Annotated in this window: 30 protein-coding genes; 9 read left to right on the top strand and 21 right to left on the bottom strand. The window is 32.8% G+C overall.

Annotated elements, in window-relative coordinates; all coding sequences use genetic code 11:
* The first annotated feature begins 134 nt into the window (after positions 1-134).
* Genes THEBR_RS09425 through THEBR_RS09440 form a run of 4 tightly spaced genes read left to right on the top strand, consistent with a single transcriptional unit; the run spans position 135 to position 3,005 of the window.
* A complete protein-coding gene (locus THEBR_RS09425) occupies positions 135-1,259 on the top strand; it encodes a head GIN domain-containing protein (RefSeq protein WP_012269618.1) in 1,125 nt (374 codons plus the stop codon).
* A 9-nt stretch (positions 1,260-1,268) separates the two neighbouring features.
* Positions 1,269-1,625 carry a GntR family transcriptional regulator gene (locus THEBR_RS09430; protein WP_003867547.1) on the top strand — a complete coding sequence of 119 codons (357 nt, stop codon included), beginning with the start codon at positions 1,269-1,271 and terminating at the stop codon, positions 1,623-1,625.
* Entirely contained in the window at positions 1,618-2,208 is a 591-nt protein-coding gene (locus THEBR_RS09435) for a hypothetical protein (RefSeq protein WP_012269619.1), read from the top strand. The genes THEBR_RS09430 and THEBR_RS09435 overlap by 8 nt, the downstream gene beginning before the upstream one ends.
* On the top strand, positions 2,208-3,005 hold the full coding sequence (locus THEBR_RS09440; RefSeq protein WP_012269620.1) for an ABC transporter ATP-binding protein: 798 nt from the start codon (positions 2,208-2,210) through the stop codon (positions 3,003-3,005). The genes THEBR_RS09435 and THEBR_RS09440 overlap by 1 nt, the downstream gene beginning before the upstream one ends.
* Before the next feature lie 136 nt (positions 3,006-3,141).
* On the opposite strand, the gene THEBR_RS09445 is transcribed toward THEBR_RS09440, so the two are convergent.
* The 5 genes from THEBR_RS09445 to THEBR_RS12485 all read right to left on the bottom strand — a co-directional run bounded on the left by THEBR_RS09445 (position 3,142) and on the right by THEBR_RS12485 (position 6,396).
* Positions 3,142-3,528 (bottom strand): hypothetical protein, encoded by a 387-nt coding sequence (locus THEBR_RS09445; RefSeq protein WP_013570837.1) that lies wholly within the window; start codon positions 3,526-3,528, stop codon positions 3,142-3,144.
* Between the two features lie 518 nt (positions 3,529-4,046).
* Positions 4,047-4,772: a SurA N-terminal domain-containing protein gene (locus tag THEBR_RS09450; RefSeq protein ID WP_004402029.1), complete on the bottom strand. Its 726-nt coding sequence runs from the start codon at positions 4,770-4,772 to the stop codon at positions 4,047-4,049.
* A 64-nt stretch (positions 4,773-4,836) separates the two neighbouring features.
* Positions 4,837-5,259 carry a hypothetical protein gene (locus THEBR_RS09455; RefSeq protein ID WP_012269622.1) on the bottom strand — a complete coding sequence of 141 codons (423 nt, stop codon included), beginning with the start codon at positions 5,257-5,259 and terminating at the stop codon, positions 4,837-4,839.
* A 46-nt stretch (positions 5,260-5,305) separates the two neighbouring features.
* Complete coding sequence (locus THEBR_RS12480) at positions 5,306-5,830, bottom strand: WD40/YVTN/BNR-like repeat-containing protein (protein WP_244261785.1); 525 nt, start codon at positions 5,828-5,830, stop codon at positions 5,306-5,308.
* Positions 5,797-6,396 (bottom strand): hypothetical protein, encoded by a 600-nt coding sequence (locus tag THEBR_RS12485; protein ID WP_244261786.1) that lies wholly within the window; start codon positions 6,394-6,396, stop codon positions 5,797-5,799. Before THEBR_RS12485 ends, THEBR_RS12480 begins: the two co-directional genes overlap by 34 nt.
* A gap of 322 nt (positions 6,397-6,718) precedes the next feature.
* Between THEBR_RS12485 and THEBR_RS09465 the strand changes: the two genes are divergently transcribed.
* Both THEBR_RS09465 and THEBR_RS12490 read left to right on the top strand, forming a co-directional pair.
* The gene (locus THEBR_RS09465; protein ID WP_012269623.1) at positions 6,719-7,327 is read left to right on the top strand and encodes a D-Ala-D-Ala carboxypeptidase family metallohydrolase; all 609 of its coding nucleotides are present in this window, start codon (positions 6,719-6,721) and stop codon (positions 7,325-7,327) included.
* Positions 7,324-7,407, top strand: coding sequence for a peptidoglycan-binding domain-containing protein (locus tag THEBR_RS12490; RefSeq protein ID WP_244261815.1), 84 nt, complete (start codon positions 7,324-7,326; stop codon positions 7,405-7,407). The genes THEBR_RS09465 and THEBR_RS12490 overlap by 4 nt, the downstream gene beginning before the upstream one ends.
* 41 nt (positions 7,408-7,448) lie before the next feature.
* Here the strand turns inward: THEBR_RS12490 and THEBR_RS09470 are convergent, their stop codons facing one another.
* From THEBR_RS09470 to THEBR_RS09480, 3 genes are all read right to left on the bottom strand, one after another.
* Entirely contained in the window at positions 7,449-8,111 is a 663-nt protein-coding gene (locus THEBR_RS09470) for a hypothetical protein (protein WP_012269624.1), read from the bottom strand.
* Between the two features lie 239 nt (positions 8,112-8,350).
* Positions 8,351-8,995: a copper amine oxidase N-terminal domain-containing protein gene (locus THEBR_RS09475; protein ID WP_041589961.1), complete on the bottom strand. Its 645-nt coding sequence runs from the start codon at positions 8,993-8,995 to the stop codon at positions 8,351-8,353.
* A 94-nt stretch (positions 8,996-9,089) separates the two neighbouring features.
* Positions 9,090-9,995, bottom strand: a complete 906-nt coding sequence (locus THEBR_RS09480; RefSeq protein ID WP_244261787.1) for a YCF48-related protein — start codon at positions 9,993-9,995, stop codon at positions 9,090-9,092.
* 161 nt (positions 9,996-10,156) lie between these two features.
* Here THEBR_RS09480 and THEBR_RS09485 point away from each other — a divergent pair, with 161 nt between their 5' ends.
* Positions 10,157-11,104: an AEC family transporter gene (locus THEBR_RS09485; protein ID WP_012269627.1), complete on the top strand. Its 948-nt coding sequence runs from the start codon at positions 10,157-10,159 to the stop codon at positions 11,102-11,104.
* Here THEBR_RS09485 and THEBR_RS09490 read toward each other — a convergent pair.
* The 8 genes from THEBR_RS09490 to THEBR_RS09525 all read right to left on the bottom strand — a co-directional run bounded on the left by THEBR_RS09490 (position 11,087) and on the right by THEBR_RS09525 (position 19,055).
* Complete coding sequence (locus THEBR_RS09490; RefSeq protein WP_003871093.1) at positions 11,087-12,031, bottom strand: alpha/beta hydrolase; 945 nt, start codon at positions 12,029-12,031, stop codon at positions 11,087-11,089. The two genes, THEBR_RS09485 and THEBR_RS09490, sit on opposite strands and share 18 nt — an antisense overlap.
* Positions 12,032-12,066: 35 nt before the next feature.
* Positions 12,067-12,822: a DUF429 domain-containing protein gene (locus THEBR_RS09495; protein WP_003871092.1), complete on the bottom strand. Its 756-nt coding sequence runs from the start codon at positions 12,820-12,822 to the stop codon at positions 12,067-12,069.
* A gap of 15 nt (positions 12,823-12,837) precedes the next feature.
* Positions 12,838-13,104: a hypothetical protein gene (locus tag THEBR_RS09500; RefSeq protein ID WP_012269628.1), complete on the bottom strand. Its 267-nt coding sequence runs from the start codon at positions 13,102-13,104 to the stop codon at positions 12,838-12,840.
* A gap of 272 nt (positions 13,105-13,376) precedes the next feature.
* The gene (locus THEBR_RS09505; RefSeq protein WP_003870933.1) at positions 13,377-13,997 is read right to left on the bottom strand and encodes a hypothetical protein; all 621 of its coding nucleotides are present in this window, start codon (positions 13,995-13,997) and stop codon (positions 13,377-13,379) included.
* Between the two features lie 332 nt (positions 13,998-14,329).
* Positions 14,330-15,742 carry a group II intron reverse transcriptase/maturase gene (gene ltrA / locus THEBR_RS09510; RefSeq protein ID WP_013570839.1) on the bottom strand — a complete coding sequence of 471 codons (1,413 nt, stop codon included), beginning with the start codon at positions 15,740-15,742 and terminating at the stop codon, positions 14,330-14,332.
* Between the two features lie 452 nt (positions 15,743-16,194).
* Positions 16,195-16,995, bottom strand: a complete 801-nt coding sequence (locus tag THEBR_RS09515; protein WP_013570840.1) for an ExeA family protein — start codon at positions 16,993-16,995, stop codon at positions 16,195-16,197.
* 16 nt (positions 16,996-17,011) lie between these two features.
* Entirely contained in the window at positions 17,012-18,337 is a 1,326-nt protein-coding gene (locus THEBR_RS09520; RefSeq protein WP_012269005.1) for an IS481 family transposase, read from the bottom strand.
* A gap of 136 nt (positions 18,338-18,473) precedes the next feature.
* Complete coding sequence (locus tag THEBR_RS09525) at positions 18,474-19,055, bottom strand: DUF6431 domain-containing protein (protein ID WP_013570841.1); 582 nt, start codon at positions 19,053-19,055, stop codon at positions 18,474-18,476.
* Positions 19,056-19,268: 213 nt separating this feature from the next.
* Here THEBR_RS09525 and THEBR_RS09530 point away from each other — a divergent pair, with 213 nt between their 5' ends.
* Positions 19,269-20,357 (top strand): VIT1/CCC1 transporter family protein, encoded by a 1,089-nt coding sequence (locus THEBR_RS09530; RefSeq protein ID WP_009051795.1) that lies wholly within the window; start codon positions 19,269-19,271, stop codon positions 20,355-20,357.
* A gap of 127 nt (positions 20,358-20,484) precedes the next feature.
* Here the strand turns inward: THEBR_RS09530 and THEBR_RS09535 are convergent, their stop codons facing one another.
* From THEBR_RS09535 to THEBR_RS09550, 4 genes are all read right to left on the bottom strand, one after another.
* Positions 20,485-21,468 (bottom strand): M42 family metallopeptidase, encoded by a 984-nt coding sequence (locus tag THEBR_RS09535; RefSeq protein ID WP_009051796.1) that lies wholly within the window; start codon positions 21,466-21,468, stop codon positions 20,485-20,487.
* Entirely contained in the window at positions 21,465-22,487 is a 1,023-nt protein-coding gene (locus THEBR_RS09540) for a M42 family metallopeptidase (protein ID WP_012269633.1), read from the bottom strand. Before THEBR_RS09540 ends, THEBR_RS09535 begins: the two co-directional genes overlap by 4 nt.
* Positions 22,478-23,518 carry a M42 family metallopeptidase gene (locus THEBR_RS09545; RefSeq protein WP_012269634.1) on the bottom strand — a complete coding sequence of 347 codons (1,041 nt, stop codon included), beginning with the start codon at positions 23,516-23,518 and terminating at the stop codon, positions 22,478-22,480. The genes THEBR_RS09540 and THEBR_RS09545 overlap by 10 nt, the downstream gene beginning before the upstream one ends.
* A 465-nt stretch (positions 23,519-23,983) precedes the next feature.
* Entirely contained in the window at positions 23,984-24,640 is a 657-nt protein-coding gene (locus THEBR_RS09550) for an SdpI family protein (RefSeq protein WP_012269635.1), read from the bottom strand.
* Positions 24,641-24,741: 101 nt separating this feature from the next.
* On the opposite strand from THEBR_RS09550, the gene THEBR_RS09555 reads away from it, so the two are divergent.
* Positions 24,742-25,689 carry an AEC family transporter gene (locus tag THEBR_RS09555; protein WP_012269636.1) on the top strand — a complete coding sequence of 316 codons (948 nt, stop codon included), beginning with the start codon at positions 24,742-24,744 and terminating at the stop codon, positions 25,687-25,689.
* 239 nt (positions 25,690-25,928) lie between these two features.
* On the opposite strand, the gene THEBR_RS09560 is transcribed toward THEBR_RS09555, so the two are convergent.
* Entirely contained in the window at positions 25,929-26,153 is a 225-nt protein-coding gene (locus tag THEBR_RS09560) for a hypothetical protein (protein ID WP_013570842.1), read from the bottom strand.
* Between the last annotated feature and the right edge of the window lie 227 nt (positions 26,154-26,380).

Raw genomic sequence — 26,380 nt, forward strand, 5'->3', positions numbered from 1 at the left:
ACATAGATCTTTAAATTCCTTCTTATTTTTTCTAGCTTAAAAATTGTTTTAATAATTTTTTAAAACTCATTGACAAAAAAGTTTTATAGTGTTATATAATTATATAACAGTATAAAACTTTGGGAGGTCGTCTTATGAATCAAAATTTAATTGAAACTATTGTATTTTTAGTGGCTTTTGTAGCCTTAGTAACCGGTTTTATTTTCCTATTCTCAAGCAAAACTTCAAATTTGCCCATTGTAAAAACTTTTAAAGAAAGTGCCACTATAAGAGTAGCTGCATCAGGAGTTAGCATCTTATTAGCTTGGATTTCTCCATGGATTTCTTTAAAAGTATTGCTTTTTATTTTATCTTTTGTACTTTTAATAAGTATCTTCCCTATAAGAAAAGGGCTATCTTCTTCACTTTCAATTGTTTTACTCGTATTATTTATAATGGTAATTACCGTACCAATTTTAGGAATGGGTTTATTTTTTAATGTTAAGACAAAAACTATAAAAGACAATGGCACAAAAATTGATATTCCAGGTATTCATATTAATATTCCTCCAATAACTATCCCGAATAGTTCTAATTATGACTTACGCCCTCATGAAAATTTTCTGCCGGATAAATCAATTTCAGTAAAAGACATAGATAGCATATCTATTAAAGTCTCCTCAGAAATTGAGTTGGAACTTGTTGAAGGCGATACTTTGTCTTATCCTTCTCGATTAATAGAAACCGGAGATAATAAAGTTTTACATTTAGAAGAATTTTCTCCTATAAAAAATTCTACTTATGTTATAAAATTAGGTACATCACTTGCAAAAAACCTTGATATTGATTGTACATCAGTCAAGATAATTGGTAGTGGAAACATTAAAGACATTCATATAAACTCTGTTGGAACTACAATAAATGCTGATATCGTATCAGAAAATAACATTTATATAAACACCGTTGGTTTTGACTTGAATGGCAAATTAAAAGGTAAAAACTTAAATCTCAATACTACAGGGAGTAACATAAAAGGAGAATTAGATTTTGATAAAATCATATTAGACGCCACTGGTGTAAATATTGATATAAAATCAAAATTTAACAATTTTAATATAAATGCCACTTCTTTAAATGGAACACTTGAAATTTTAAATACTCCTGATGAAACTGGTGAATTTTATATAGATGCAACAGGCGGTTCTTTAAAAATTATAAACAAAAGCAAAGCTCCTATCGACATAAAAAATTCAGGCATTATAAAATTAATCAGAGAGTGATGGTGCAAAATGCTAAGAAAAGTAGATAAACACAGTGGAGTGCCTGCATATTTACAAATAGTAAACATGATAAAATCAGAAATTTTATTAGGTAACCTTCAAAAAGGCAGTCAACTTCCATCTATCAGAGATTTACAGGTGATATTTGACGTAAATATAAATACAGTTATAAAAGCTTTAGAAAAATTAAAAAACGAAGGATATATAGAGTCAGAGCAAGGCATAGGATATTTTATAAAGAAAGACATTGATGTAGAAGAAGGTGTAATAAAAATTATAAGAGAATGTGTCACAAAATTGAAAAACAGTCGTATAGACTATTATACTTCTATGTTGATTTTCGAGGAGGTCTGGAAAAATGAATGAAGTGATAAATAAAATGGATATTTATATACAGAAAGAATTAAAGGAGAAAACTGTAAGAATACTTTTTCTTACTTTTCTACTATTCATACCAGTAATATTAATCAAAACAATTGCACTTTTGTTTTTATCTGCCACTTTTATAGTGTATGATATAAGGCATCAAAATGCAGAACTTTTATACTTCCTACCTTTTTCTAAAAAAGAATTGTTCCTTTACAATCTCATTTTCTTAAGCCTTGTTGTGATTGTAACCTCTGCTATTGGAGAAATATTTTTAGGAGTCCCTTTTATAAATAAATTTGAGCCTATTTTGAGAAGTTTAATACTTTTACTTGCAATCTTTGGTCTTCAAATGGCTTTTTCTGGCTTTGAAATGGACGGACTAGGCTGGAGCGCTTTTGTGGTTATTTTAGATGCACTTTTAGGTAATATAGGTACAACAGATATCAATAGCTTTGCCTTCAATCCTTACAGCCTGATAAGTTTTACTCGGCAGGGAAATTTACTTCTATCCTTGATATACTCATCCCTCATTTGTCTCTTGGGCTTCTGGTCATATGTAATAAAAGGCGGTGAAAATTAATGTACACATTAGAAGTAAAGAATCTAAGTAAACAAATTGATGGAAAACAAATACTCTCCAATGTAACTTTTAAAGTAGAAGAAGGAGAAATAATGGCACTTGTGGGTCCAAACGGTGCAGGAAAAACCACAACATTAAAATGCATAATGAACGCAGTAAAAAAGGATTCAGGCGAAATATTCATATTCGAAAAGCCTTTTCACCCTTCTATAAAAAAAGATATAGCGTTTGTTACAGAACACAGAAAAGTCTTTAACAATTTACAACTGGCAGACTATTACAAACTGTACAAAACTCTGTATCCATCATGGGATGATATGTTTTTTAAAAACTTTCTCTCCCGATATGGCTTTAACTTAAATGAAGAAATGCAAAAATTCTCAAGGGGTCAAAAAACTCTTATATTAGCGATATTAGCTTTTTCAACAAATGCAAAACTCATAATACTGGATGAGCCTACACAGCACCTTGACCCGGCTGCTAGGTTTGAACTTATAGAAATAATAAAGCAATACGTCAATGAAAAGAAGGGCACTATTTTACTTTCTTCTCATGAAATATTTGAATTAGAAGAATACGCCACAAGTTTTGCCATAATAAAAGATGGAAAAATACTATATACAGATTCCATTGATGAAGCGAAACAAAAACACAGAATAGTTAGCCTAAATGAAAACATAAAAGGGGCAAAAGTAATCGCAGTAATGAATAACGAAGTTTTAGTACAAACTGAAGAAGATATAGGTGAATATCCCCGCTTAAATCAAATAATTGTAGGCTACCTAAAAAGTACCTAATAAACAAGGTAACAATAAGAAATTTAAATTGATTTTCCTATAAAACATCTATTTGATTCTCCCCCTCTGAGATGTAAATCTAGCTCAGAGGGGTATTTTCACAGTTGGTGTACCAATTTATTTTTAAAGCTATTTCTTACTTCTTGCTGACTATAAAAATCAATGAATATCCTGCTACCACAGATAGTGCATTAATAACATGTCCTAGTACATAAGAAAGGTCCAATAAGATGGGATAAAAATACAAAAAAACTACTGCAAATAAGGGTAAAATAAAAGCCAATAGACATTTATAATTTATCATCCAATTCCCTTCTTTCTTTGTTTCACTTAAAAAGAAAGGAATTGTTAATAATATTCCTAAAGCGAAATAAAAAATTAGATTACCCCACACAAGTATTATTTGGTTGTATGTAACTTCTGAAATACGGATTATCTTTTGTAACAATATGTTACCTACCATTAAATAAATATATATTAGCAATATAAAAAATATCTTAAACTCTACATTTTCTTCTTTCATTAACACTCTCCCTTTCTTTTATTTTTATAAAAAAGAATACCTCTGTGTTATTGTAATACTTTTCAATTCTTTTAATTTAATATCAATTTACATATCCATTATTTAACATCAACACCCATTCACTACTAGTCTCCCTATGAAGTGTTACCCATGAAGTAGAAACATATCCATGCAAAATATCCGTTCTTACAGGTAGCCAACCATAACTTGAAAGATCATAGTAATAATAGTTTGATGTCGGATAAAAATATTTTGTAGAAGTTAAGGTTATGTGTTCGTATCCAAAGGACATCTGGTTTAAAAGGCGTTCTAGTAAAAGGTAAAGGTTTTATATTTTTTCTCATTGCTACTATTATCAATTGATATTTTTTAATATTTTGTAAAATTTATACATTTTTAAATCTTGTAAAACCTCTTAAGTATTCTTTACGGTTATTATAATATATATTTTTTCCAACGTCTATAGAGCAATAGTATTATAAAAAATTTTTTCATTCCCCTCTCCTACCTCTACAAAATCAATCTACTCTGAAGCCTCTAAACATATCTTTATATTTTTCATCAATCGATATTTTAGCCTGTTTTACATATTGATCTATTATATTGTCAAAATACTTTTTATACTCATTTTGCACCTCTATGGTCATTTTATCCGTTTTCTTCAATTCCCCATTTTTAATTCCTTCATTGATTATCGCATTGTACAGCTTATCAAAAAGCAACATTCTTTTTACATTGTATCTCTCATAATCGTTCCAGTATTCCTCATATCTCATACCACTTGCAGAAATTAACTCTTTCAATTTTCCCTCCGCTTCAGGAAATTCTTTAAATTGTTGTTTCTCTTTTTCAATATATGAATTTATTTCATCTTCAGATACCTTTAGATTGTATTTCATAGCAAGATATTCTTTTACTTTCTCTCTCACCAATTTATTTAAAACAAAATTATTTATATCGTTTACCTGTCCTTCCGATGCCAATGTCAATCCCTTACGCAATTCAAATTCGTTTTTATATATCGGTATACCGTTAGCCTCTGCAATCACATCCCCTTCATTGACTTTCAATTTGTCTTTATTACCCTTTAAAAAACTGCCTACTTTTTCAATAATTTTATCAAACTGTGATTGATTTGGCCCATCCCCTGCACTAACTCTCGAGACTGACAATCCAAGGGCAATTATACTCAATGATAAAACAATGGCAAAAGCGATTAATAAAAAAGTTTTTGTTTTCCTCATTGCACCTACCTCCAAACAAATATTAATCCTTCCATTCCTAATTTATTTTATTTTTTACTTCGCCTTATCTGATAGATTCCCAAAAAGACTGTAAATAATCCTGTACAATAGAGTTATCGAAAACATCGTATGTATACCCATTTACTATAATTATTTTTTTATTATCTTTATCAAAAGCTATAAAGCCGTTCTCTACATGAGAATAAAAATTTATTACATAATAAGAAAAATCTATTTTTCTTTTTACCGTGCTGCTCATTTTATATTTGTATCCTCTTAACCATTCGGTTAATTCTTTAATTTTTTCTTTATCTTCTGTTATTTTTGGTTGCTCATTTCTTAATATCTCTACTTTATAAACATTATCAAGATTAAATCCAATGGCTTCATCAAAGGTCTTTACTCTATATTCATACAGATTTTTAGCCAAAATAGCGATAAAATAAATTATTACAATTAATACAATAACTCTTATTTTTCTATACATTCTGTTCTCATCCTCCTCATTTTCTCCTTATACACCAATTGAAATTTTAAAACTTCTTATCCCACGTATAACCGCCATTTTCACTGTAAAATAAATTTGTCCCACCCGATGTTGAAGCTAAAGCCCACACTGTTTTATTATCTATAAATTGAATTTGAAATGTACCTTGAGGAATATTTAGCTTTTCCCATGTATTTCCTCCGTTATTTGTTTTAAATAATTCATCTTCAAATAAAACATACCAGTTTTCTTCATCTAATACATAAATTTCCTTAGGAGAATTCTTATATATAAAATAAGCTTTTTCTTTCCAACTGTTCCCATTATCTTTGCTTACTAAAAACAGTATTGCAAAATCCTTTTTCACATCATCAAATCCAGATATTGGCCAAATTATTTCACCATCAACAAATTTAAGAGAATATACAAAAATATATTTATCACTCAATTTTGAAAGCAAAGGAATATTTTTCTTATACCATGTATATCCTCCGTCACTTGTCATATATAAACTAGACTTTCCTGGATCCCGCCTTTCTATCGCAACAAAACCGGTCTTTGCATCCGGCAAAAAAATGAAACTCTTTTTATCTCCCTCATAAGGAAGCAAATTGCGAGATGCCAAAGTAGAATTGGGCAACCCCCCTTGTGAATTAGTGTCCATTCATTGTTTATTAATCTATACACATCTACAGGTACATTTCCAGATGCGGTACCATCCTCCTTAAGGACCCAGCCTTGATATGTACCATTAGAATTTAGAAAAAATAATTTACCCATATCAAAAGGCACTTCATCATCATACCAGTTTCTACCTCTATTTTCTGTCCTGTAAAGAATCCCATTAGAATAAAGTATCCAAGCATGATCAGAATCCATAAAAAACCATTCACGAATGTCACCTATGGCAGAAGTCAAAGCAGTCACCCATGTAGTGCCTCCATCATTTGTAATAAATACTTTATTTTCTCCCATATTTTCTCCAATAGCCCATCCATTATTTCTATCTATCATTTGGAAATATTGAAAATTAGGAATTAGTTTGTGAAACGTATTACTCTCCTTAACCTCTCTTTTTGTTTGGCATCCGCCAAATAACAAAGTTAAAATTATCAAAATTACAAGAGCTTTTTTCATTCCTCACCAAAACCTCCCATAAATTCTTCTACCAACATTATACCATTATTTCGTTTGTCAGATATTACAAATTGGTTACAAATTATTAAATTTTTATTAATTCCCCTTAATAATTTGCTTAGAAAATAGCCTTAAAGCTCCATATTTCGCAGCAGGCAGTAAATAAAACAAAGAAAAGAGCATTGAAAAAATGAGAGAATTTTTAGGAGAAGATTTCTTAGATGGGTTGTAAATTAGCATATAAAACTCTCTTTAATAGGTAGAAGGGTAAATCGGCCGATTAGTCCTTGAAAAAATAAATAATAGAAGGAGGTGGAATCTTATGAGTACCGATCTTAAAAATACAATTTTCTCAGTAAACATATTTAATACAAATACTTCTCAATGGGAAAGATATACTCTAAAAGGATTAGAACCAATGCCAAAAGCAGAAAATTTATCAGTATACGAATTGGCAGATTATAGCTCTGATTTTGATAAATTATATACTACTTATATTTTTACAGATACAAAAACACTAAATCAATGGAATAACTATAGAAAAGCAATAGGAACTCCTATACGTATCACCCGCGCATATTGCTCTGTTAAACACAATAAAGATTTAGCAAGTAAATATCCTGGACAAGTAGCAAAATATTCTCAACATATGGCAGGAAAAGCATTTGATATGGTCCCTTATTACGGAAATATAACATTAGAGCAAATGTATAAAATTGCTCTATCCTATTGGACTTTCGTTGAACCAGATTATAGCAGTCATGTTCATGGTGATGCAAGAGATCCAGGTTCCCCATATTATCCAATAGTTCAATACGGTAGTCAAAATGTTTATGTAGCAACTTGCCAGGATGCACTATATTACAATGGTTATCTCACACTTACTGATATAGATGGAATTTTTGGAGATATTACGAAAACGCAGTTATAAAGTTTCAAAAAGACCATAACTTAACACCTGATGGAATTGTTGGTTCTCAAACTTGGTCTGCATTGCTACCTGATACCTAAACTAAAACTCCCTCACAATTAAAATGTGAGGGAGTAATTTTTTATAATCTCGTACCTGTATCTACCCATATAAATTCCTTGATTACATTTTTAGCTATTGGATTAAACATGTCTGACGCTTCAAGAGTAGGATGAATAATAATATAGAAATATCTCCCTTCATGCTCTCCTAAAACTATAACTCCATAAACTCCATTCCTCTGAAATATCGCCCAATTAAAAATCTTTTGCTCTTCTTTAAGCTTATATTTGTTTGCAAGACCTTTTACTTTTTCAATTGCATAAGATTTATCTACATTTCTCGGCAAAAAAGTTATTTCAATATAGTCATAGTCATGAAGAAATTGTCCATTTATTATTTTTGAAGTTTCTATACGCACAGTTGTGCTTCCATCTCCAAAATTATTAATACTTGTTTCCATGTTTTCCGGAATATAAGTTATAAAACCAGGTGATAATTTAGAACAATCAAAAAGTGTATATGAAACTTTATAATCCACACCTTCAATAGTCGCAGTCTCTTCCTTGCTTTTAGGAAGTTCACTAATATTTATTTTGTTTGTTTTTTTTTCACTAAAATTTTCTTTTGTTTTAGACACAGGAGGTATAATGCTTTCTGAGCTGTCTTTATCAGTTTTTGTGATATTAATATAGCAGCCACTCAAAAATAATATTACCATTAAAATAATGAGAAGTTTTCTCATCCAGACTCACTCCTTAAAATATATGTTTTCATTAATTTCAAAATTTATCATCTATATCTTTCCAGCATCATCAATAAGAGTTAAGAGAAACAATTAATATTAAAATTACGATATTGATTGTTATATCTTATTAGCCTTTAGCTACAATAAGCCCAATCCCCTATATCTATTGATGGTATATAACCCATTCAAGAAAACTTTTTCTCTGAAACTTTCTTAAACCCAGACAATATTTCTCTTTAATTAGGTATAAATTCAGTCTTACCATTAATCCAATCCAATTTGGTAATAAAATACCTACTCGAAACCACTGAACAGTCAGGATATCTTTCTGGTTCTACTGTCAACTTTATTTCAAAAGCTAATGTTGGTGAATTATTATCATAAGGACCATAATATGCCTTAACATTATATACCCAATAATAATTACTATAAGAAACTTCTTTAATTTCTATTTTTGTTACAGGTGTAGAAGGACCTATTATTTCAGGTTTTATTTGCCCCCTAATTTCAGGACTTAAAAATAAACGAGCCACAGCTCCATTTCGTTCTTGCAAAGCATGGGCAAAGTTTTCTACAAAATGCTTAGGAGTTTCAGCTGTTCGCAAATAATTGCTAATCAAATCCGTTTCTACTTTATCACTAAAAGAATTCGTAACAATTCTGTCTTGTTTGTCCCACTTCACCTCTGCCCCTACGGCTTCAGCTACCCACTTAATTGGCACCATTGTCCTTCCATTGATAATCTGCGGTGGCACATCTGGCTTAATTTCACTACCATTGACAATCAATTTGATTGTACTATTCGCAAAAGCAATTACGGTAAAAAACGACACCATTAGAATAGCACTAATAACCAATACCAACCTCTTTTTCAATAACATCTACCCCATTTTTAATATTTCCCTTTCCAAAATATTTCTACCATCATTATACCATTATTTCGTTTATCAGATATTACAAATTGGTTACAAATTATTAATTCTTTCTTAATCTCCACGTATTACCCCCATCTATTGTTTCATAAACTAAAATATGTTTTTCTAATTTATTATCTTTATTAGGCCCATAAAGTTCCAAAATTAATTTCCCCTGTTTATTATCAGCAAATACAGGTACATTTGCAGATGAAAGATAACAATTCTTATAAATCTCAGGCACAGATAATTCTATTTTTGACCAACTTTTCCCACCATCTGTTGTTCTAAAAAGCAGTGGAGCAGGACCTAAGTTGTTTGAGATACTAATCCATCCATTATTTTTGTTGTAAAATTTCATATTTGAACGATCTGCCGCACTATAAATCCCATCATAGTTCTTTTTGCCTGTTATATTCACATTTTCCCACGTTTTACCTCCGTCATTGGTTTTCAATAAATAGTTTATCTGCATTCCTGCACCATTCATTGTGGTCAAAATCCAACCCTCTTCAGGAGTAACAAATTGAAGAACTGATATAGCTTCTCCATATTTGCCGATTTCAAATTTAAATATATCCCAATGTAAACCTCCATCTTTTGTTTTAAGTATATGTAATGTTTGGGGGACAATCCATGCTATCCACACATTATTATCCATAAAGTAAGGTACTATATTCTCAGCATCTTTATAAGCACTCTCAGGAATTTTATTAACGGGGATATAAATTTGTGTCCATGTTTTACCCCCATCATCACTTTTATACAATTGCAAATCCTTCAAGGATGAAATCTTATTATCTTTGAAACTCCATCTCCATTTTTCATTTTGGATATCATTAGGAGTAACATCTTCACTTACATTTTGGTTGGAGGGCTTTGCTAAATTACCATGATTTTTGACATTAATCTGGCACCCACTAAAAAATAAAGTTAAAATTAACAAGCCAATAAATATTTTTTTCATACTTACTCCTCCTAAAACTTCTTTAACAACATTATACATCCAGTTGATCTTTTTGTTGTTACATATAATATCTTCCCTCTTTGAAATTTTTATCATTTTATGTTATCCTTAATAAATAAGTCTAACACAGTGCTATATTCTCTCATAAGGAGGCTCTTTTGATGGAAACTTTCTTCTCTGCAGTTCAGGGAGTTTTAATAATTGTATTTATATTAGCACTTGGCTATTATCTATCAAAAATAGGGTGGTTTGATAAATCAACATCAGACCTTTTTGCAAAGCTTGTAATTAATGTATCTTTACCTCTTAATATGATTGTAAACATTTCTACAACTTTTTCTAAAGAACAACTAGAACACTCAGTAAGAGGACTTTTAATTCCGTTTTTATCTATACTTCTATCCTATATAGTGGCTTACATATTTGCTGAAACTTTTAAAATAAAAAAGGGAAGAAAAGGTGTTTTTGTAGTGATATTCTCCCTCTCAAATACTATTTTTGTTGGACTACCTATGGCTCAAGCTCTTTTTGGAGATATAGCAACACCTTACGCGCTTTTATATTACATGGCAAACACTACAATATTGTGGACTTTAGGAGTATATAGTGTTATAAGAGATGTAAATGGAAAAGAAAGAAACGTTGTAAACTGGGATACAATAAAGAGAATATTCAATCCTCCTCTTTTAGGTTTTATAATAGGAGTAATTTTTGTGCTTGCAAATATTTCTCTTCCAAAATTTCTCTTTGAAAGCTTTAGAATGATTGGAAATCTCACTACTCCTTTATCAATATTCTACATTGGCATAGTCATTCATGAAATGGGTTTTGATAAATTTAAACTTGACAAAGATGCCATTCTAGTTTTCATTGGAAGATTTTTAATAACTCCTGCCCTTGTATTGCTTCTAAACATATTCATCCCTGTGCCAAAGCTTATGAGGGATGTATTTGTCATAATGTCAGCAATGCCTGTGCTGGTAAACTCTGCAATTATAGCAAGAGTTTACGGAGCAGATTATGAATTTGCCACAAGTATGATCACATATACAACAATATCCAGTGTCGTTATAATGCCCTTTTTGATGGTCTTACTGCGAGTAATTTAATACTCTCTTTCCAATCCATGTAAGAATATCTTCATAAACCTTTTCCCTCTCTACTTCATTGAGAAGCTCATGCCTTTTCCCTGGATAAAGCTTTATATTCACTTGTTTTAATCCTATACTTTTGTAAAGCTCATAGAGCCTCTTTACTAATTTACCATACTCACCTACAGGATCTTCTTCTCCAGAAATTATAAATAAAGGCAAATCTTTTGGTATTGCCAGTAACCTTTGAGGCTTATACAGATTTAAAAGTCCTTTAAAAAAGTAATAAAAAAATCCCGCTGTAAAGACGCCGCCACAATAAGGGTCTTCTTCATATTTTTTAACCTCTTCCTTATCTGTTGAAAGCCACTCAAATTTGCTCAGGTTATCGCCCTTTATCCTTTTATTATAGCTTCCAAATGTAAGTCTATCTAAAACTTTGCTCCTCTTTTTCTCACCAAAAAGTGTTTTTTCGACAAAAGCCAAAGCATAACCAAATCTAAGAGGCAATTCCTTAACTGCAGAGGAACCGCTCAATATAACGCCATTAACTTCTTTGCCATACCTTATCATAAACTCTTGAGCCACAAAAGATCCAAAACTATGGCCAAATATAACAATGGGAAGATTTCCGTATTTTTCTTTCAAAAACTTCATTATCAGATATTCATCTTCTACTATCTTATTAAAGCCATCTTTTCCTATGTAACCTACATTATCCAGGCTCCCTGCTGTTTTCCCGTGACCTCTATGGTCATCGGCACATACTACAAATCCTTTTTCATTCATATAACGGGCAAAATTTTGGTATCTTCCCCCCTGTTCAGCCATTCCATGAAATACCTGAATAATACCCCTGGGAATTTCCTCTGGCACCCAAAGATGAAGGTATATATCTGCCCCATCCTCCCCTTTTATAAAAAAACCGCTATAATTACCTGCCATTTTGCTCCCCTCTTCACACTTTTTTACAATAATATTTATTCTATAAAAATTTCATTTAACCTGCTAAATTTTACAAAGAAAATTTCCATTGGCAGCCCCAAAAGGTCTTTTTCTTTAAAATTTGTAGGGAAAGAGCATATATTTCCCTCTTTCTTAATAGCCAAAATCCCTGTTGCAAGTAAAATCAAAGCATCCACTATATCGTCTCTTCTTAAGCCTTTAATTTTATCTTCAACTATCTCACATCCAAACTTTCTAAAAAGTATTCTTAAAAACTCTATTCTCTCTTTATACCCTTCCTCATCTCTTTTACTAAATTTTGCTACCTCTCCTTTTAAGCCTTTAAAAGCCACCTCTGGATGAGATTCTTTTAAAAATTTAACTGCTTCTGGATTTTTAATTACAAATTCATCCACTTCCTTTATTTTGGGAACAATATTCCAGGCTTGTTTTGACAACCCTTTCCCCAAAATCTTTTTATTTATAGCTAGTGCCTCTTTATAATCTCTAGCCTTAAAAACTTCTCTGCAAGGAGGAGAAAATATACTGGAAGAGCGAGGATACCCCAGAAATTTCCTCGCTTCTTCATCACAGCTTCTATACCTTTTCTCCGAATGAGGAAGACCAATGGGAATATCAATGAGAACAAGTTCTAATTTATCCCTGTAAGAATGCCATACATCCTCAATTTTTTTAAAAAATTGCACAAAAGCCTTCCCATTTTTACAAGTAGCTACAGCCCATCCGCCTTTAGCACCGTCTATACCTAAAACTCTTTCGTCAATATTCACTGCTATCCCTTCTTTTTATCCCAATTCTACTTCTTGCACTTTTCTGTATCTTTCAAAATAATAATACAGTATTAAAAAAGTAATTAAGATAACAAGAGTAGTAATTATTCCTCCTTCCAGTCCAAACTCCCCTCCGGAGAGGAAATTGTTTTTCGGAAAAGCATTGTAAATGCCTCTCATAGCATTGCCACTCACATTAAACCCGAATATGTAACCTTGAAAATAATTCCATGATATGTGATATCCAATCGGCATCCACAGATTCCCTGTCTTTAGATACATGTAGGAAAATAAAACACCTATGAGAAATATAGAACTAAAAATATTAAGTCCCTTTCGCTTCCATCAAATTTTTCAATATTTAAACTTAAAAAGCGTAAACTATTCATAAAATATCCATTAATACTATCCATTTGAGCTTTATAATTCTGGATAACTTTATAGTGTTGCAGGTTTAAAATTAATGAAGTTATTAGTAAAATTGAAGTAATCCATGAACCAATATTCTTTTCAATTTTAAACTCCTCCTTACATTTGCAAAAATATCTGTCTTATTATCTTCCTATTGCGTAGAAGTAAGAATCCATAGAACCTATGTATACTGTACCATTTGTTTCGCCAAATTCTTTATCTAATTGACGCTTTATTTTTTCATAATCTGGTTCAGGTAATTTTTTATCAATCCATAATTCATACTGTGTCAAGCCTTGATATGTATGATTTATTATCTTCCAATGCCCGTCTTGTTTTTCCAATTCAAAGATATTATCACCTGGACATATAAACATTGGGTAAGCCTTAGTACGATCTATTTCTAATTCCACTACTACTTTTGCTCTGTTACCATTTATATCTATATTTTTGTAATTAAATTTCAAAGGAAATCGCCTTCTTTCAACGTATCCATACCCTTTTTCAAAAGCATATTTTCTTCTAAATGTTAATTCTTTAAGTGCTATTACTTTATTTTGATTCTGTATTTTTGTCATATCCAGATATGGTGTTGTGTCAATATATTCCATTTTTAAGTACGCTTTATACTGCACATTGTAAAACTTTTCAATTGTATACTTAACATGGTCTTCTTCATTTTTAAATGTATAACCACATGCCGATAATAATCCGGATAAAGTAAATAAAACAAGCATGATTTTTAAAGGTTGTTTAAACATCATTTATTGACCCTTTCCATATATTTTTTAATATCTCAAAGACTCTTTCTTCCATTATACCCTTTTAAATGTTAAATGTCAATTCTCAAATTAAATCTCCAAAGATTTTCAAATTATAATGGCATTTTTTAAGTGCATAAAAGTATTTTTTCTCAAATTATCACAGCCTGATTAAAAATTTTTTTCACTTTTTAAGAGCATAACCGCCAAAATATGTTAATATCTGTTATTGGCAATTTGGGTTAATTGAAGTATAATCGAGTAGGAGCTGAATAATTATTTTATTCAGCGTCCTCTCACACCACCGTACGTACCGTTCGGTATACGGCGGTTCATTAGGAATTGTGTACAATTAGATATCTTTGGGATAAACTCTTATAACCTATGCTTTCAAAGTATTTATTTGTAAGAGTCTTATTTAGGATTGGGCTATTGGATATTCTCCAGTAGCCTTTCCTTGTATTGGCGTATTCCCAGGCTTTTTGTTCTTCTACTCCTAGTTTTACTAAGTTATCATGCTTCGTTTTTATCTTCTTCCATTGTTTCCATATACATGCCCTTAGTCTTCGCCTTATCCATTCGTCAAGGGTTTTCATTATGCTTTTCGCGTCTGCTAATCCAAAATAGTTGACCCATCCTGTTGTTATTTGATTTAGTCTTTTTATTCTGTTTTCCATGCTTATTCCCTTGTTCCGATTGGTTATTTCTCTTACTTTTTCCTTAAACCTTTTGATGGATTTTTCATGGATTCTTATTCTTACTTCGTTTTCTTTTGTGTAGAATGAAAATCCAAGAAATTTTCTTCTCCATGGTCTATCTACAGCACTTTTTGCTTCGTTGACTTTTAGTTTTAATTTGCTTTCTATGAATTTCTTTATGCTCTTCATTACTCTGTTTCCTGCAGACCTGCTTTTTACATATATGTTGCAGTCATCTGCATATCGGCAGAATTTATGCCCTCGTTTCTCAAGTTCTTTGTCTAGTTCGTCCAACATTATGTTTGCTAATAGTGGACTTAATGGCCCTCCTTGGGGTGTCCCTTCTTCTGTTGATACTTTGATTCCGTTTATCATTACTCCTGATTCTAGGTATCTTCGTATTAACTTTAGTACTCTTTTGTCTCCTATCCGCTTTTCTAGTTTGGACATTATTATGTCGTGGTTTACTCTGTCAAAGAACTTTTCTAAGTCCATATCTACAACCCATGTGTATCCTTCATTTATGTATGCTTCTGCGGCTTTTATTGCGTCTTTTGCACTGCGTCCTGGTCTAAATCCATAACTGCTATCAGAAAATGTATGGTTGTAGACTCTATTTAGTATTTGGGCTATTGCTTGTTGTATTAGTCTGTCTAGTACTGTAGGTATTCCTAGTAGTCTTTTCCCTCCATCAGGTTTTGGTATTTCTACTCTTCGCACTGGTTGTGGTTTGTATTTCCCCTCCAGCAGTTGTTGTTTTATGGTTGCCCAGTTTTCTTTGAGATACGGTAGAAGTTCATCTACTTCCATCCCATCGACTCCATGGCTTCCTTTATTTGCAACAACGCGCTTGTATGCTGCTTCCATGTTCCCTCGTTCTACTATCATTTCAAGCATCTTGCTGGTATATCTTTGTACCTCGTTTCTTCCATCTTCCGACGCCGATGATATACTATGCACTTCCGTTGTCTTTTGAAATTCCATTTCTCTATTCAACGGATAGCCTCTTTGTTGAGTTGTCTGCAGTCTCTGCATATCTTTCGAGTCCATAAGATTTCCAAAACCTCCTAACGTTCGGTCCTTCCTTATCTATTCATGTCTAGATAAGTACTATGACCTCTGCTGACTTCTCAAGGTTCAGCCATACATCACTGCATGGGTTGTCACTTCAGATTTTACTCCCATGACTTATCCTTGAGACCTCCCCGGGTAAGAACGATAACTTTCATCTCATATATCTGCCAGATTTACTGTATGGGATTCGGGTAGTGTTGGACTTCGTTTTGTTACGCAAACTCATCCATCCCAATTCAGCCTCTTATCTGGTTCTTATTCATCAGACCGAGATTTTGCCTTAAGCTTCCTTCAGATTCCACCTCACGATGGACACCCTTGCTCTTGGCTAGTGGTTCCCACTACCAAGCCCACAGCGGACTTTCACCGCCTAGTTATCGCCCATGCCGGGCGCACATAAAAAATGAGAGTAGCGAAAGCTACTACTCTCATAAACTGATTTCATTTTGTGCCTGGTATATTACTTCTTCATCTATTTCTCTTAGCCTTTTAGAATACGCATAGAGAAGAGAAGCCGTTACCAGGTTATTTATTATCCTTGGCAGCCCTTTTGTTAGAGAATATATTGCTTCATATGCCGATGGTGTAAATATATCATCCATCACTCCAGCTATTTTCATTCTTGTTTTTATATAATCTTGAATTTCTTCTTTTTTTAGCCCTTGCATTACATACTTTATAGAAATTCTTTGCCTTAGTGCACTGTTTACATTCAAGGCTAGTTTGTTTCTTATGTGTGGTTGTCCTGAAAGTATCAATATATACGGGTTTTGAGAATCCATATTAAAGTTAAATATTATTCTCAAATCTTCAAGAACATCATTAGAAACCAGTTGTATTTCATCTAATATTATGACAGGAGTTATCTTCTGGCTGTAATAAAGTTCTGTTATCGCTCTTTGTATCTGGTGAAAGAGCGTTACTTTTTTGTATGAGGGGGTTTCGCCTAAAATCATAGCCAATGCTTGATAGAATTCTCTCACTGTGAGTGTAGAAAGGGCAAAGTAACATGGTTTAAATGTAGAACGATTGAGGCTTTCAGCATATTTTCTTAATGCGGTAGATTTGCCTGAACCCGCCTCCCCAACGATAAGTCCTATACCCCTTGTTTCTTGTAAATATTTTAGCCTGGCATTTAATTCAGCAATGTCTTCACTTATATAAAGGTCATTTACACTTATCTCTTTAGAAAATGGATTAAATTTCATTCCAAAATATTGGGTAAACATTGTAAACACCTCTTTTTTAATCAATGATATCATTAAAGGATATTACTGGGGGATTAGGTTTTGCAGCAAAATCCACAGTATCTTCATTTTCGCTTACAACCTTTCTGTCTTCGATATATTCTACAGGAATTTTAGCATTCTCATGAAAATTTACCTTATACGCTTCCCCTACTTTTTTGCCTTCATGAAAAAGTAAAAGGGGTGTATTATCCTTAAGCCACTGCGGGTCATATCTGACTTCTAAGCGCATACCTTTAAACTTTTCTTCTGTTTCGTAAAGTATATTTTCCACTTTAAGTGTGGCATCTTTGTTTACTTTACGATTTACTCTTATGAGAAAACATTCATTCAACATATCTATGTCACCACACATATTTACCCTTGATATTTGAGACATGAAAAAATCTAAAGGACTCATGCCAATACTGCTATGTTCTTTTCGGTTGTAATCATCCTCCAGCCATTTAAAAAACATCATATTGAGCTCATCTATACTCTTTATGGATGTAGGATCTATTGTGCTTAAAAATCTCATTCTCACCGTATGAAAGAATCTTTCTATTTTCCCTTTTGAATGAGGTGAAAAGGGCTCAGCATGAATAAGAGATGTACCTAATGATGCACATATATATTCAAATTGAGTGCTTCTATATATCTTTCCATTGTCAGTGTAGAGCATTTTGGGTATTCCCCTTCTTAGCACTGCTTCTTTAAATGAGTCTCTTAAAGCTAAAAAATTCTGGGTATAGTAAAAGCGAGCATAGGTACACAGCCTGGAAGCATCATCTATATATGCAATAAGGTACGTTTGTCTCTTTGTTTTACCTTCTTTAATATATGGCCCATACATGACATCAGTCTGCCACAGTTCATTGATGAATTCATGGGAAAATCTCTTTGTTTTACCCTCTTTTTCTTTATCTAAAGATTTTACAGGAATGTTTTTCAAAAACCTATAGAATGTCGAAAGGGATACTTTATCCGGTGAGATTATTCCTTCTCCTATCAATGTCTCATAAAGAAGTTTGTTTGGCATTTCAGGATGTTCAAGCTTTTTTTGCTTTATTTTCTCTGAAAGTTCAAAGTTTATCTTTCTGTATTTGCCTCTGTCGCTTCGATAACCCGGCTTTAACGCTTCTATACCGCCTCTTAAATACTGATATAGCCACCCTCTAAGTGTCTTGGGAGTATATCTTCTCATTCCAAGATAAGGTATCTCAATAGGTTTATCGGAAAGAGCATCAAAATATTCTTTCTGATTTTTTACCTGTCCGTTTAGCACCGGACTTATCAGTGAAAATCTCTTTAATGCTATAGCTTCTCTCGCTTTTTCATCAAGCATTTATATGTTCCCCCTTCACTTTTTTGATTTCTTAATCGTAATTTTAGCTCATACCTGGGGGACATTAAAGGAAAAAGTTATGTTGCTAAGAAAAAATCAAAATTTTTATTTAAATCTTTCGGATTTAATGCTAAAATTATGTGAGAGAGGCCAGAAATGATTTTTGGCAATGAGCATAAAACCGTTGGGAGAAGAGTGGTACAATGCTTATTATGTCCAAAATCTCTCTGGCCCTCTCTCTTTGTGAGTCAGTCTCAGATAACTTTATGTAAGGGTCTATTTGCCTTAATCCGTATATGATAAAACTTAAATTATTCATTATCCTTTTGGTGTAAAAATATATATGCTGTCTTGAAAATAGTATGGTGGGAAAGTTTCTTTTTAAGTCACTTATGAAAGAACTGAGAGTTTTTTCTCTTGTAAGTGTCTCTTTTAAAGACTTTACAATCATATTGAAAGAATACTGAAAATGGGGAAGACAGAAATCAGGAAGGTAGGAAAGAGTTCTTTTACACACAGGACATATATATCTTCTTATGGCTATTTTTATACAGTTGGATCCGTCTAAATAGTAACGGTAATAAAACCCGTGCTTTTTTAGTTTTACTCTACACTTGCAATCGGGATAAGGACATCTATCTGGCGGGGCAGGGAAATTGTAATCTTTGCCCTTTCGTAAATACTCTTCAATGTTATCAACATGGAAAACTATTTGCATAAGTAACCTCTCCAATTAAAATTAATGCTAAAGGAATCTGAAAAAAATTTATCAAATTCCTTTAGCATTAATTTTATCACAAGATTATTTAATCTGAAAAATTTTTTCGATTTTAGGCTAAATTAATTTGAGAAATGACAATATGGTATAATAAATATGAATTTTATTTCTGGTATTTTCGCAAAAATTATTCTCTGAAAGGATGGTTTACAAATGAATCCTATAGACCAAGCTATTAGTTTTTACAAAGAAGAAGTTGAAGCTGCTGACCTTTACACATACCTTGCGAAAATAGAAAAAAATCCACAAACTAAAAGTAATTTTGAAGCACTTGCAAAAATGGAGCATGCTCATGCAAAATTTTGGCATCAATTTTTAAAAGACAGAAATATAGAAATTCTAGAAGAAAAATTTCACAAATTTAAGCTTTTTACTTATAAAATATTGAGAACCTTAGTTGGAAGCAAATTATTCGTCACAATACTTGAGATGAATGAAATAACAAGTACCGAATCCTATTACCGCTATTTTAACGAAGCTTCTCTTACAGAAGAAGAAAAATTAATTCTCTCAAAAATCATAGAAGATGAGCTTGAACATGAAAAAATGTTTAGCAGACAAAAAGATAAATTCAACATAGAAAACATAAGAGATTTCATACTTGGAATGAACGATGGCCTTGTGGAAATCTTAGGAACTGTAACAGGACTTTCAGCTATTTATCCAAAAAGCCCCATCACCGTTGGAACCGCAGGTTTAGTAGTAGGAGTAGCTGGTGCTCTTTCTATGGCAATAGGTGCATACACCTCTGTACGGTCTCAAAGACAAGTAAATGAAGGAATAAAAAGGAAAATGGAGCTTTTATTTAAAGTCTCAAAAGACAGGGCAAAAGAAGAATTTTTAAATAAACTGTCGGAATCTGGTATACCCGAAGATGTCGGAACAGAAATCGTAGAAAAACTCAGTAACAATGAAGATGCCATGACAAACCTCTTAACTGAAGAAATTTCTGAAAACGAAATAAAATCTGCTCTATATACCGGCATTGCATACCTTGTAGGACTCCTATTCCCTGTTTTACCTTATTTTATAATCACCTCATCGTCTTTAGTAGCACTTTTATTTTCAGTGATTTTTGCAGCAATAGCACTTTCTATAGTAGGAGTTGTAGTATCTGTCGCTTCAGAAAGTCTGTCTGTCAAAGGAAAGGTCTTAGAAATGGTAGTAACAGGTCTTGGCGCAGCAGCTTTATCATATCTTTTCGGCACTTTGGTACAATATGTATTTGGCATACAAGCATAAAAGGGCAGAATCCTCTGCCCTTTTATGCTTTCTATTATCTTCCCTGCTAGCTTTTACAAGCAAACAAAAGGAGGGTTCTCTTGTCTTATAGAAAAGAACCATCACCTTGTCTGTATATTTTTACCAATCATTTCTCAAGAACTTTTTTCAAAAGTTCAATGCTTGCCTCAACGTCATTTTTATCTACCATTTCTGATACGCTGTGGACGTACCTTGTCGGAATTGATATGACACCAGCTGGTATACCGCCTTTTGTCAAATGTATAGGCCCTGCATCAGTTCCACCAAATTCAAGTATTTCCAGCTGATAAGGGATGTTGTGTTTTTGAGCTATTTCAATCATCATCTCCCTCACAGAAGGGCTTACTATTATTGACCTGTCCATCACTTTTATAGCTGCCCCTTTACCAAGAGAGACTGCCATCTTTTTCGCTTTAGGTGTATCGCCAGTTGATGTAACATCAACTGCTACAGCAAAATCTGGATGTATGTTATAGGCAGCTGCAGCTGCACCTCTTGTTCCAACTTCTTCTTGAACAGTAAAAACAAAATATACCTCATTTTTTGTCTTAAGATTTTTCAATACCTCAATTGCCACATAACAGCCTATTCTATCATCAAATGCTTTTGAGATAAGCCTATCTCCTGATTCAATAAACTCACCGGCAAATGCGGCACTATCACCTATATTTACATATTTTTGAGCCTCTTCTTTATTTTTCGCTCCAATGTCTATATACAACTTTTCAGTCTTTATCTCTTTTTTATCCTCTAAATGCTCTACTCCTATAACTCCTTGCACTCCATTTTTAAAAATTACTCTTCTTCCTATTGTCTGCTCTACAAAAACTCCCCCTATAGTAGTAAACCTTAAGAAACCCTCATCTTCTATGTGTGTAACCATAAGCCCTATTTCATCCGTATGAGCAGCTACCATTATCTTTTTTCCTTTTCCAGCTTTTTTGCATATCATATTTCCCAAAGCGTCATAAGTTATATCATCACAAAAATCCTTTACTTCCGCTTTTATAATTTCAAGCACTTTATCCTCATTTCCTGAGGGTCCATAAGTTTGTGTAAGTTTTTTTATCAATTCTATATTTAAACTCATATTAAAGCCTCCTTTTCAATATTTTTGATTATCAAATCAACCAATTTAACTGTGTTATTAAAATCTTCTAAAAAGGCTACAGAATTAAAAGAATGAATATACCTACATGGGACTGATACAGCAATTGTTTTTATGCCACCTTTTGTAAGGTGAATTTTACCTGCGTCATTCCCACCACTGGCTATCCTCCTAAACTGATAAGGCACTTTATTCTCTTCTGCTATTTTTACAATCTTGTCAATCACCTTTTTATCGTAAAGAGCGGTCCTGTCCATTAATGAAATTGCAGGCCCTTTCCCCAGTTCAGTAGAAACTAAATGGGGTACTGAATCGGAAACATCTGCTGCAACAGTGCCTTCTACAACTATAGCAAAGTCAGGCTCTACATTATAAGCTGCAACACCAGCTCCCCTTAAGCCAACCTCTTCTTGCACAGTGAAAGCTACACAAATAGGATATTCATACTCATTTTTTAAAACTTCTATCAAAACATTGCATCCTATCCTGTCATCCAAAGCCTTCGCTTTAACATAGTCGTTTCCCAATATTTCAAAATTTGAATCAAAATAAATATAGTCTCCTAGAGAAACGTGTTTTAAAGCTTCTTCCTTAGAAGTCGCTCCTATGTCTATGTAAAGAGAATCATAATCAAGTGGTCTTTGCTGCTCTTCTCTTTTTTGAAGGTGTATTGGCTTTGCACCAATAACGCCGTTTATCTTCTTTTCACCTACTTTTACTGTTTTAGAAACAAGTATGCGGTTGTCTACTCCGCCAACTGGTGAAAAGCTCAATGTTCCATCTTCATTTACTGATTTTACCATCAATCCTACTTCGTCCATATGAGCAGCTAACATTATTTTAGGTTTGTCTTTTTTCCCTTTTTTACAAGTTATCAAATTCCCCATTTTATCTACATAAACATTATCTACATAAGGTTCAACAATGCTTTTTATCTTCTCCCTTATCTCCTTTTCATCCCCTGAAGCACTCATTATTTCTGTCAATTCTTTTAATAACATAAATGTCCCTCCAATTCCTCTGGAAGATTAGCAATGTAATAAGCTAAAAGCTTGCCGCTATTTATTATATCTTTCATATTTGCTGTTTCTACTGAAGTATGCATGTATCTTAAAGGTATTGATACAAGCCCAGTTGGAACCCCATCTTTTGAGATTTGTATCGCCCATGCATCCGTTCCAGAAGGCCCCGGCAAAGGCTCCACTTGATAATTTATGTTATAACTTTTGGCAGCTTCTACAAGCCCTTTGTATACTGCCGGATGCATATTAGGTCCTTTTCCAATTGCAGGTCCTTTACCCAGCTCTATCTCTATACTAAGTCCCCGAGCTTTACCATGTGTAACATCAATAGCAATAGCAATGTCTGGCTCCACATTGTAAGCAGAAGTTATAGCTCCTCTTACCCCTACTTCTTCCTGCAGTGTTGCCACTGCGTATACATCGTGATAATGATAAAGTTTATTAAGCTCCTCAAGGCATACTGCCATTACAGCAATACCTGCCCTGTCATCCAAAGCTTTACCTGAAACATAATCATTTAAAAGCTCTCTAAACTCTCTTTTTATAGTTATTACATCTCCAATTTTAACTAATTCCTCTACTTCTTTTTTGCTCATTCCTACATCTATGTACATATCCTCAATCTTTATGGCTTTTTCCATATCCCCTAAGGATAAAAGATGCGGTGGCTTGCTTCCTATAACTCCCAATATATCCTTCTTTCCGTGAACTATTACCTCTTGAGAAGGAAGAGTCCTTTGGTCTATACCCCCTACAGTGGTAAACTTGATAAATCCTTTATCGTCTATATCCTTTACTATAAGACCTATTTCATCTAAATGAGCTGCCAGCATTACTTTATACTTACCTTTTGTGCCCTTTTTTAAAAAAAATAAATTGCCAAATTTATCTTCAGTGACTTCATCGGAAATTTGAGCAAACTCTTCTTTTACTAAGTCATAGATACCTCTTTCATGTCCAGAAACTCCATGGCTTTCGCATAATTTCTTCAGCAAATTCTTATAATCCATTTTCTACCCCTTCCCATATAGTTTTATTAAACCTTTCCTTTTATTTTATGAACAACCCTTACAAGTTTATTATTTCTACAAAACCTCTCAAATTCCTGCTTATTCTTTTGTTGAATTAAAAAATACTTTTATGATAAAATCAGAAATTTTGCTAGGAAACCTTCAAAGGGGTATTGGCTCAACTGATATTAACGCATTTAATTTTAATCCTTACAGCCTTATCAGCTTTACTCGTCAAGGAAATGTGGCATTATCCTTTTTGTTATCCTGTTTAATTTGCCTTTTTTGGCTTTTTGTCCTATGTAAAAAAAGCTGGTGAAAATTGAAATGCACGCATTGGAAATAAAAAACTAATAGCTATTTTGCAGATCTCAATTATAAATATTTAAATCCTTATATCCAAAATCTTGAACTTTGAAGCGTTTTTCGCTTATTCGATTAAAAACCTCATTCTCTTTATTGTTTTTATTTATTCCTAAAAATCACATAAGAATACACAACTGGCACTATAACGGCAGCAACAAGAAGAACAAACATCAAAATACCCACCCATGTGCCGGTGAATAATAAAGCAAATACTCCGACAATACCTGCAATAAGCCATACTTTTCCGCCCATCTGGTGTGTCTTATTCCACACCTCTTCATCCGCCAGAGTCCAGGGCGTCCTTATGCCAACAAAATAATTGTGTTGAATTTTACCCATATAGCTTCCAAACACAATCAACATCACAGGAATAATAGCATTCCCAAGCCTATCTATGTTCACCTTATATCCCAATGCAGAAAAGGTAGCGGCAAGGTACACTGCAGATAAAATAATTATTAAAACAGCCCTTATCACCCTATATGCCCCGGCAAACTTACCATAATTAGCTTTTTTAGGGTCAATCAGAGGAACAAATACCATCAAAAAATATACTCCGGTAATGATTGAAGGTAAAATAAACACATCCTGCTTTGGTCCAAAACTATCTACTTGGCCAGAAATATTCCAATGCATTGGAATTTTATCCGGCAAACGCCCAAAAACAACAAAGGTAAAAATCCATATCAATAGTATAATTCCAATTAACCACCAATCTTTTTTCATTTCCTGTTTTACATCATAATTTTCATACATGATATTTTTACTCCTTTCTTAACCTATTTGAAATTTTTCTTTTTTGTGTTACTCTTAAAAGTAAATACAAAGTTAAACTTTCACATCAGGGAGGCAGTTTAATGCAGACTTTTTTATCATCGGTTCAAGGAGTACTTACAATTGTATTCATGTTAGCTCTTGGCTATTATCTTGCAAAAGCAGGATGGTTTGATAGTTCAATATCAGATTTATTTGCTAAACTTGTCGTCAATATCTCTTTGCCACTTTCTATGATAGTAAACATAACATCAACTTTCTCAAAAAAGCAATTAGAGCGCCCAGGAAGAGGACTTTTGATACCTTTTTTGTCAATACTTTTATCCTACTTGATTGCATATATACTGGCTGAAATTTTTAAAGTCAAAAGAGGAAGAAAGGGAGTATTTACAGCAATATTTTCACTATCAAATTCAATATTTGTGGGGCTTCCAATGTCTCAAGCTCTTTTTGGGGAAATTGCGACACCTTATACTCTTTTGTACTACATGGCAAATACTACAATTTGGTGGACTTTGGGTGTGTATGGCATTGTTCGTGACACAAAAGGCAAAGATCAAAAAATATTAACTTTAGATACGTTAAAAAGAATATTTAATCCCCCTCTTATTGGTTTTATCATAGGTGTAATCTTGGTTTTTGCCAATATTAAACTTCCAAAACTTATTTTTGACAGCTTCAAAATGATAGGAGGACTTACAACACCCCTTTCAATATTTTATGTTGGTATAACTATTTACGAAATGAGTTTTGATAAATTTAAGCTTGATAAAGATGCTTTAATGGTTTTTATCGGGAGATTTTTGGTGACTCCTGCCTTAGTATGGATATTAGATTTATTTATACCAATTCCTCAGCTTATGAGAGATGTCTTTATAATAATGTCTGCAATGCCTGTCATGGTAAACTCAGCAATAATAGCAAGGGTTTATGGTGCAGATTACGAATTTGCGACAAGCATGATCACGTACACAACAATATTTAGTGTCATTATAATGCCATTTTTAATGGTTTTGATAAAAACTATATAATGAGTGAATATACAATCTCTCATTCCATATAAACACTACTTTAAAACTCATGAAAAACTAATGCCTTACTATTATTAAAATATAAAGTAAAAAAATATTAAAAAAGTAGAATAATCCCTGCTAAAATGTCATAAACTCCATGAAAAATTTGTTTTTTGCTTTTCGCTTGAGGATATCCGCTCTTATCTATTTCGTACATTACTTGATTTCATTTTGCCTTTTTAAATCATTTCTTTCTACTACTTTTGGCTCATCCAGCGTCCGGTTGTTTTTTCTCTTTGAACTAAACCAAAAAAACAACTATTCATTATCCCTTCATAGAAAGCAAATTTGGTAAGATAAGGCGGTAAAAGAGAAATCAAAGATAACACTACTAAAAAAGTAAAAGATAGAATAAAGAGCTTTATTTTAGGCTTTACATATTTAAAGACAAGATGCAGTAGTTCTAATTCTTTCGCCTTCATGCTCTTTTAACACTCCTTTCATACTTCTATCTCTTTCTCCTTCTTGTATCTTTCAAAATAATAATACAATATGGCAAAAGCAACTAAAACGACAAGAGTTGTGAGAATTCCTCCTTCTGGTCCAAAATATGTATCTGAACTGCCGAATTCTGAGACATCGAATTCAACCTATCAATAAACTCTTTTGAAGAAAAGGCCGGAGTAAAAAGCAACATAATTATCTCTAT

The sequence above is a fragment of the Thermoanaerobacter brockii subsp. finnii Ako-1 genome, assembly GCF_000175295.2.
Classification (GTDB): domain Bacteria; phylum Bacillota; class Thermoanaerobacteria; order Thermoanaerobacterales; family Thermoanaerobacteraceae; genus Thermoanaerobacter; species Thermoanaerobacter pseudethanolicus.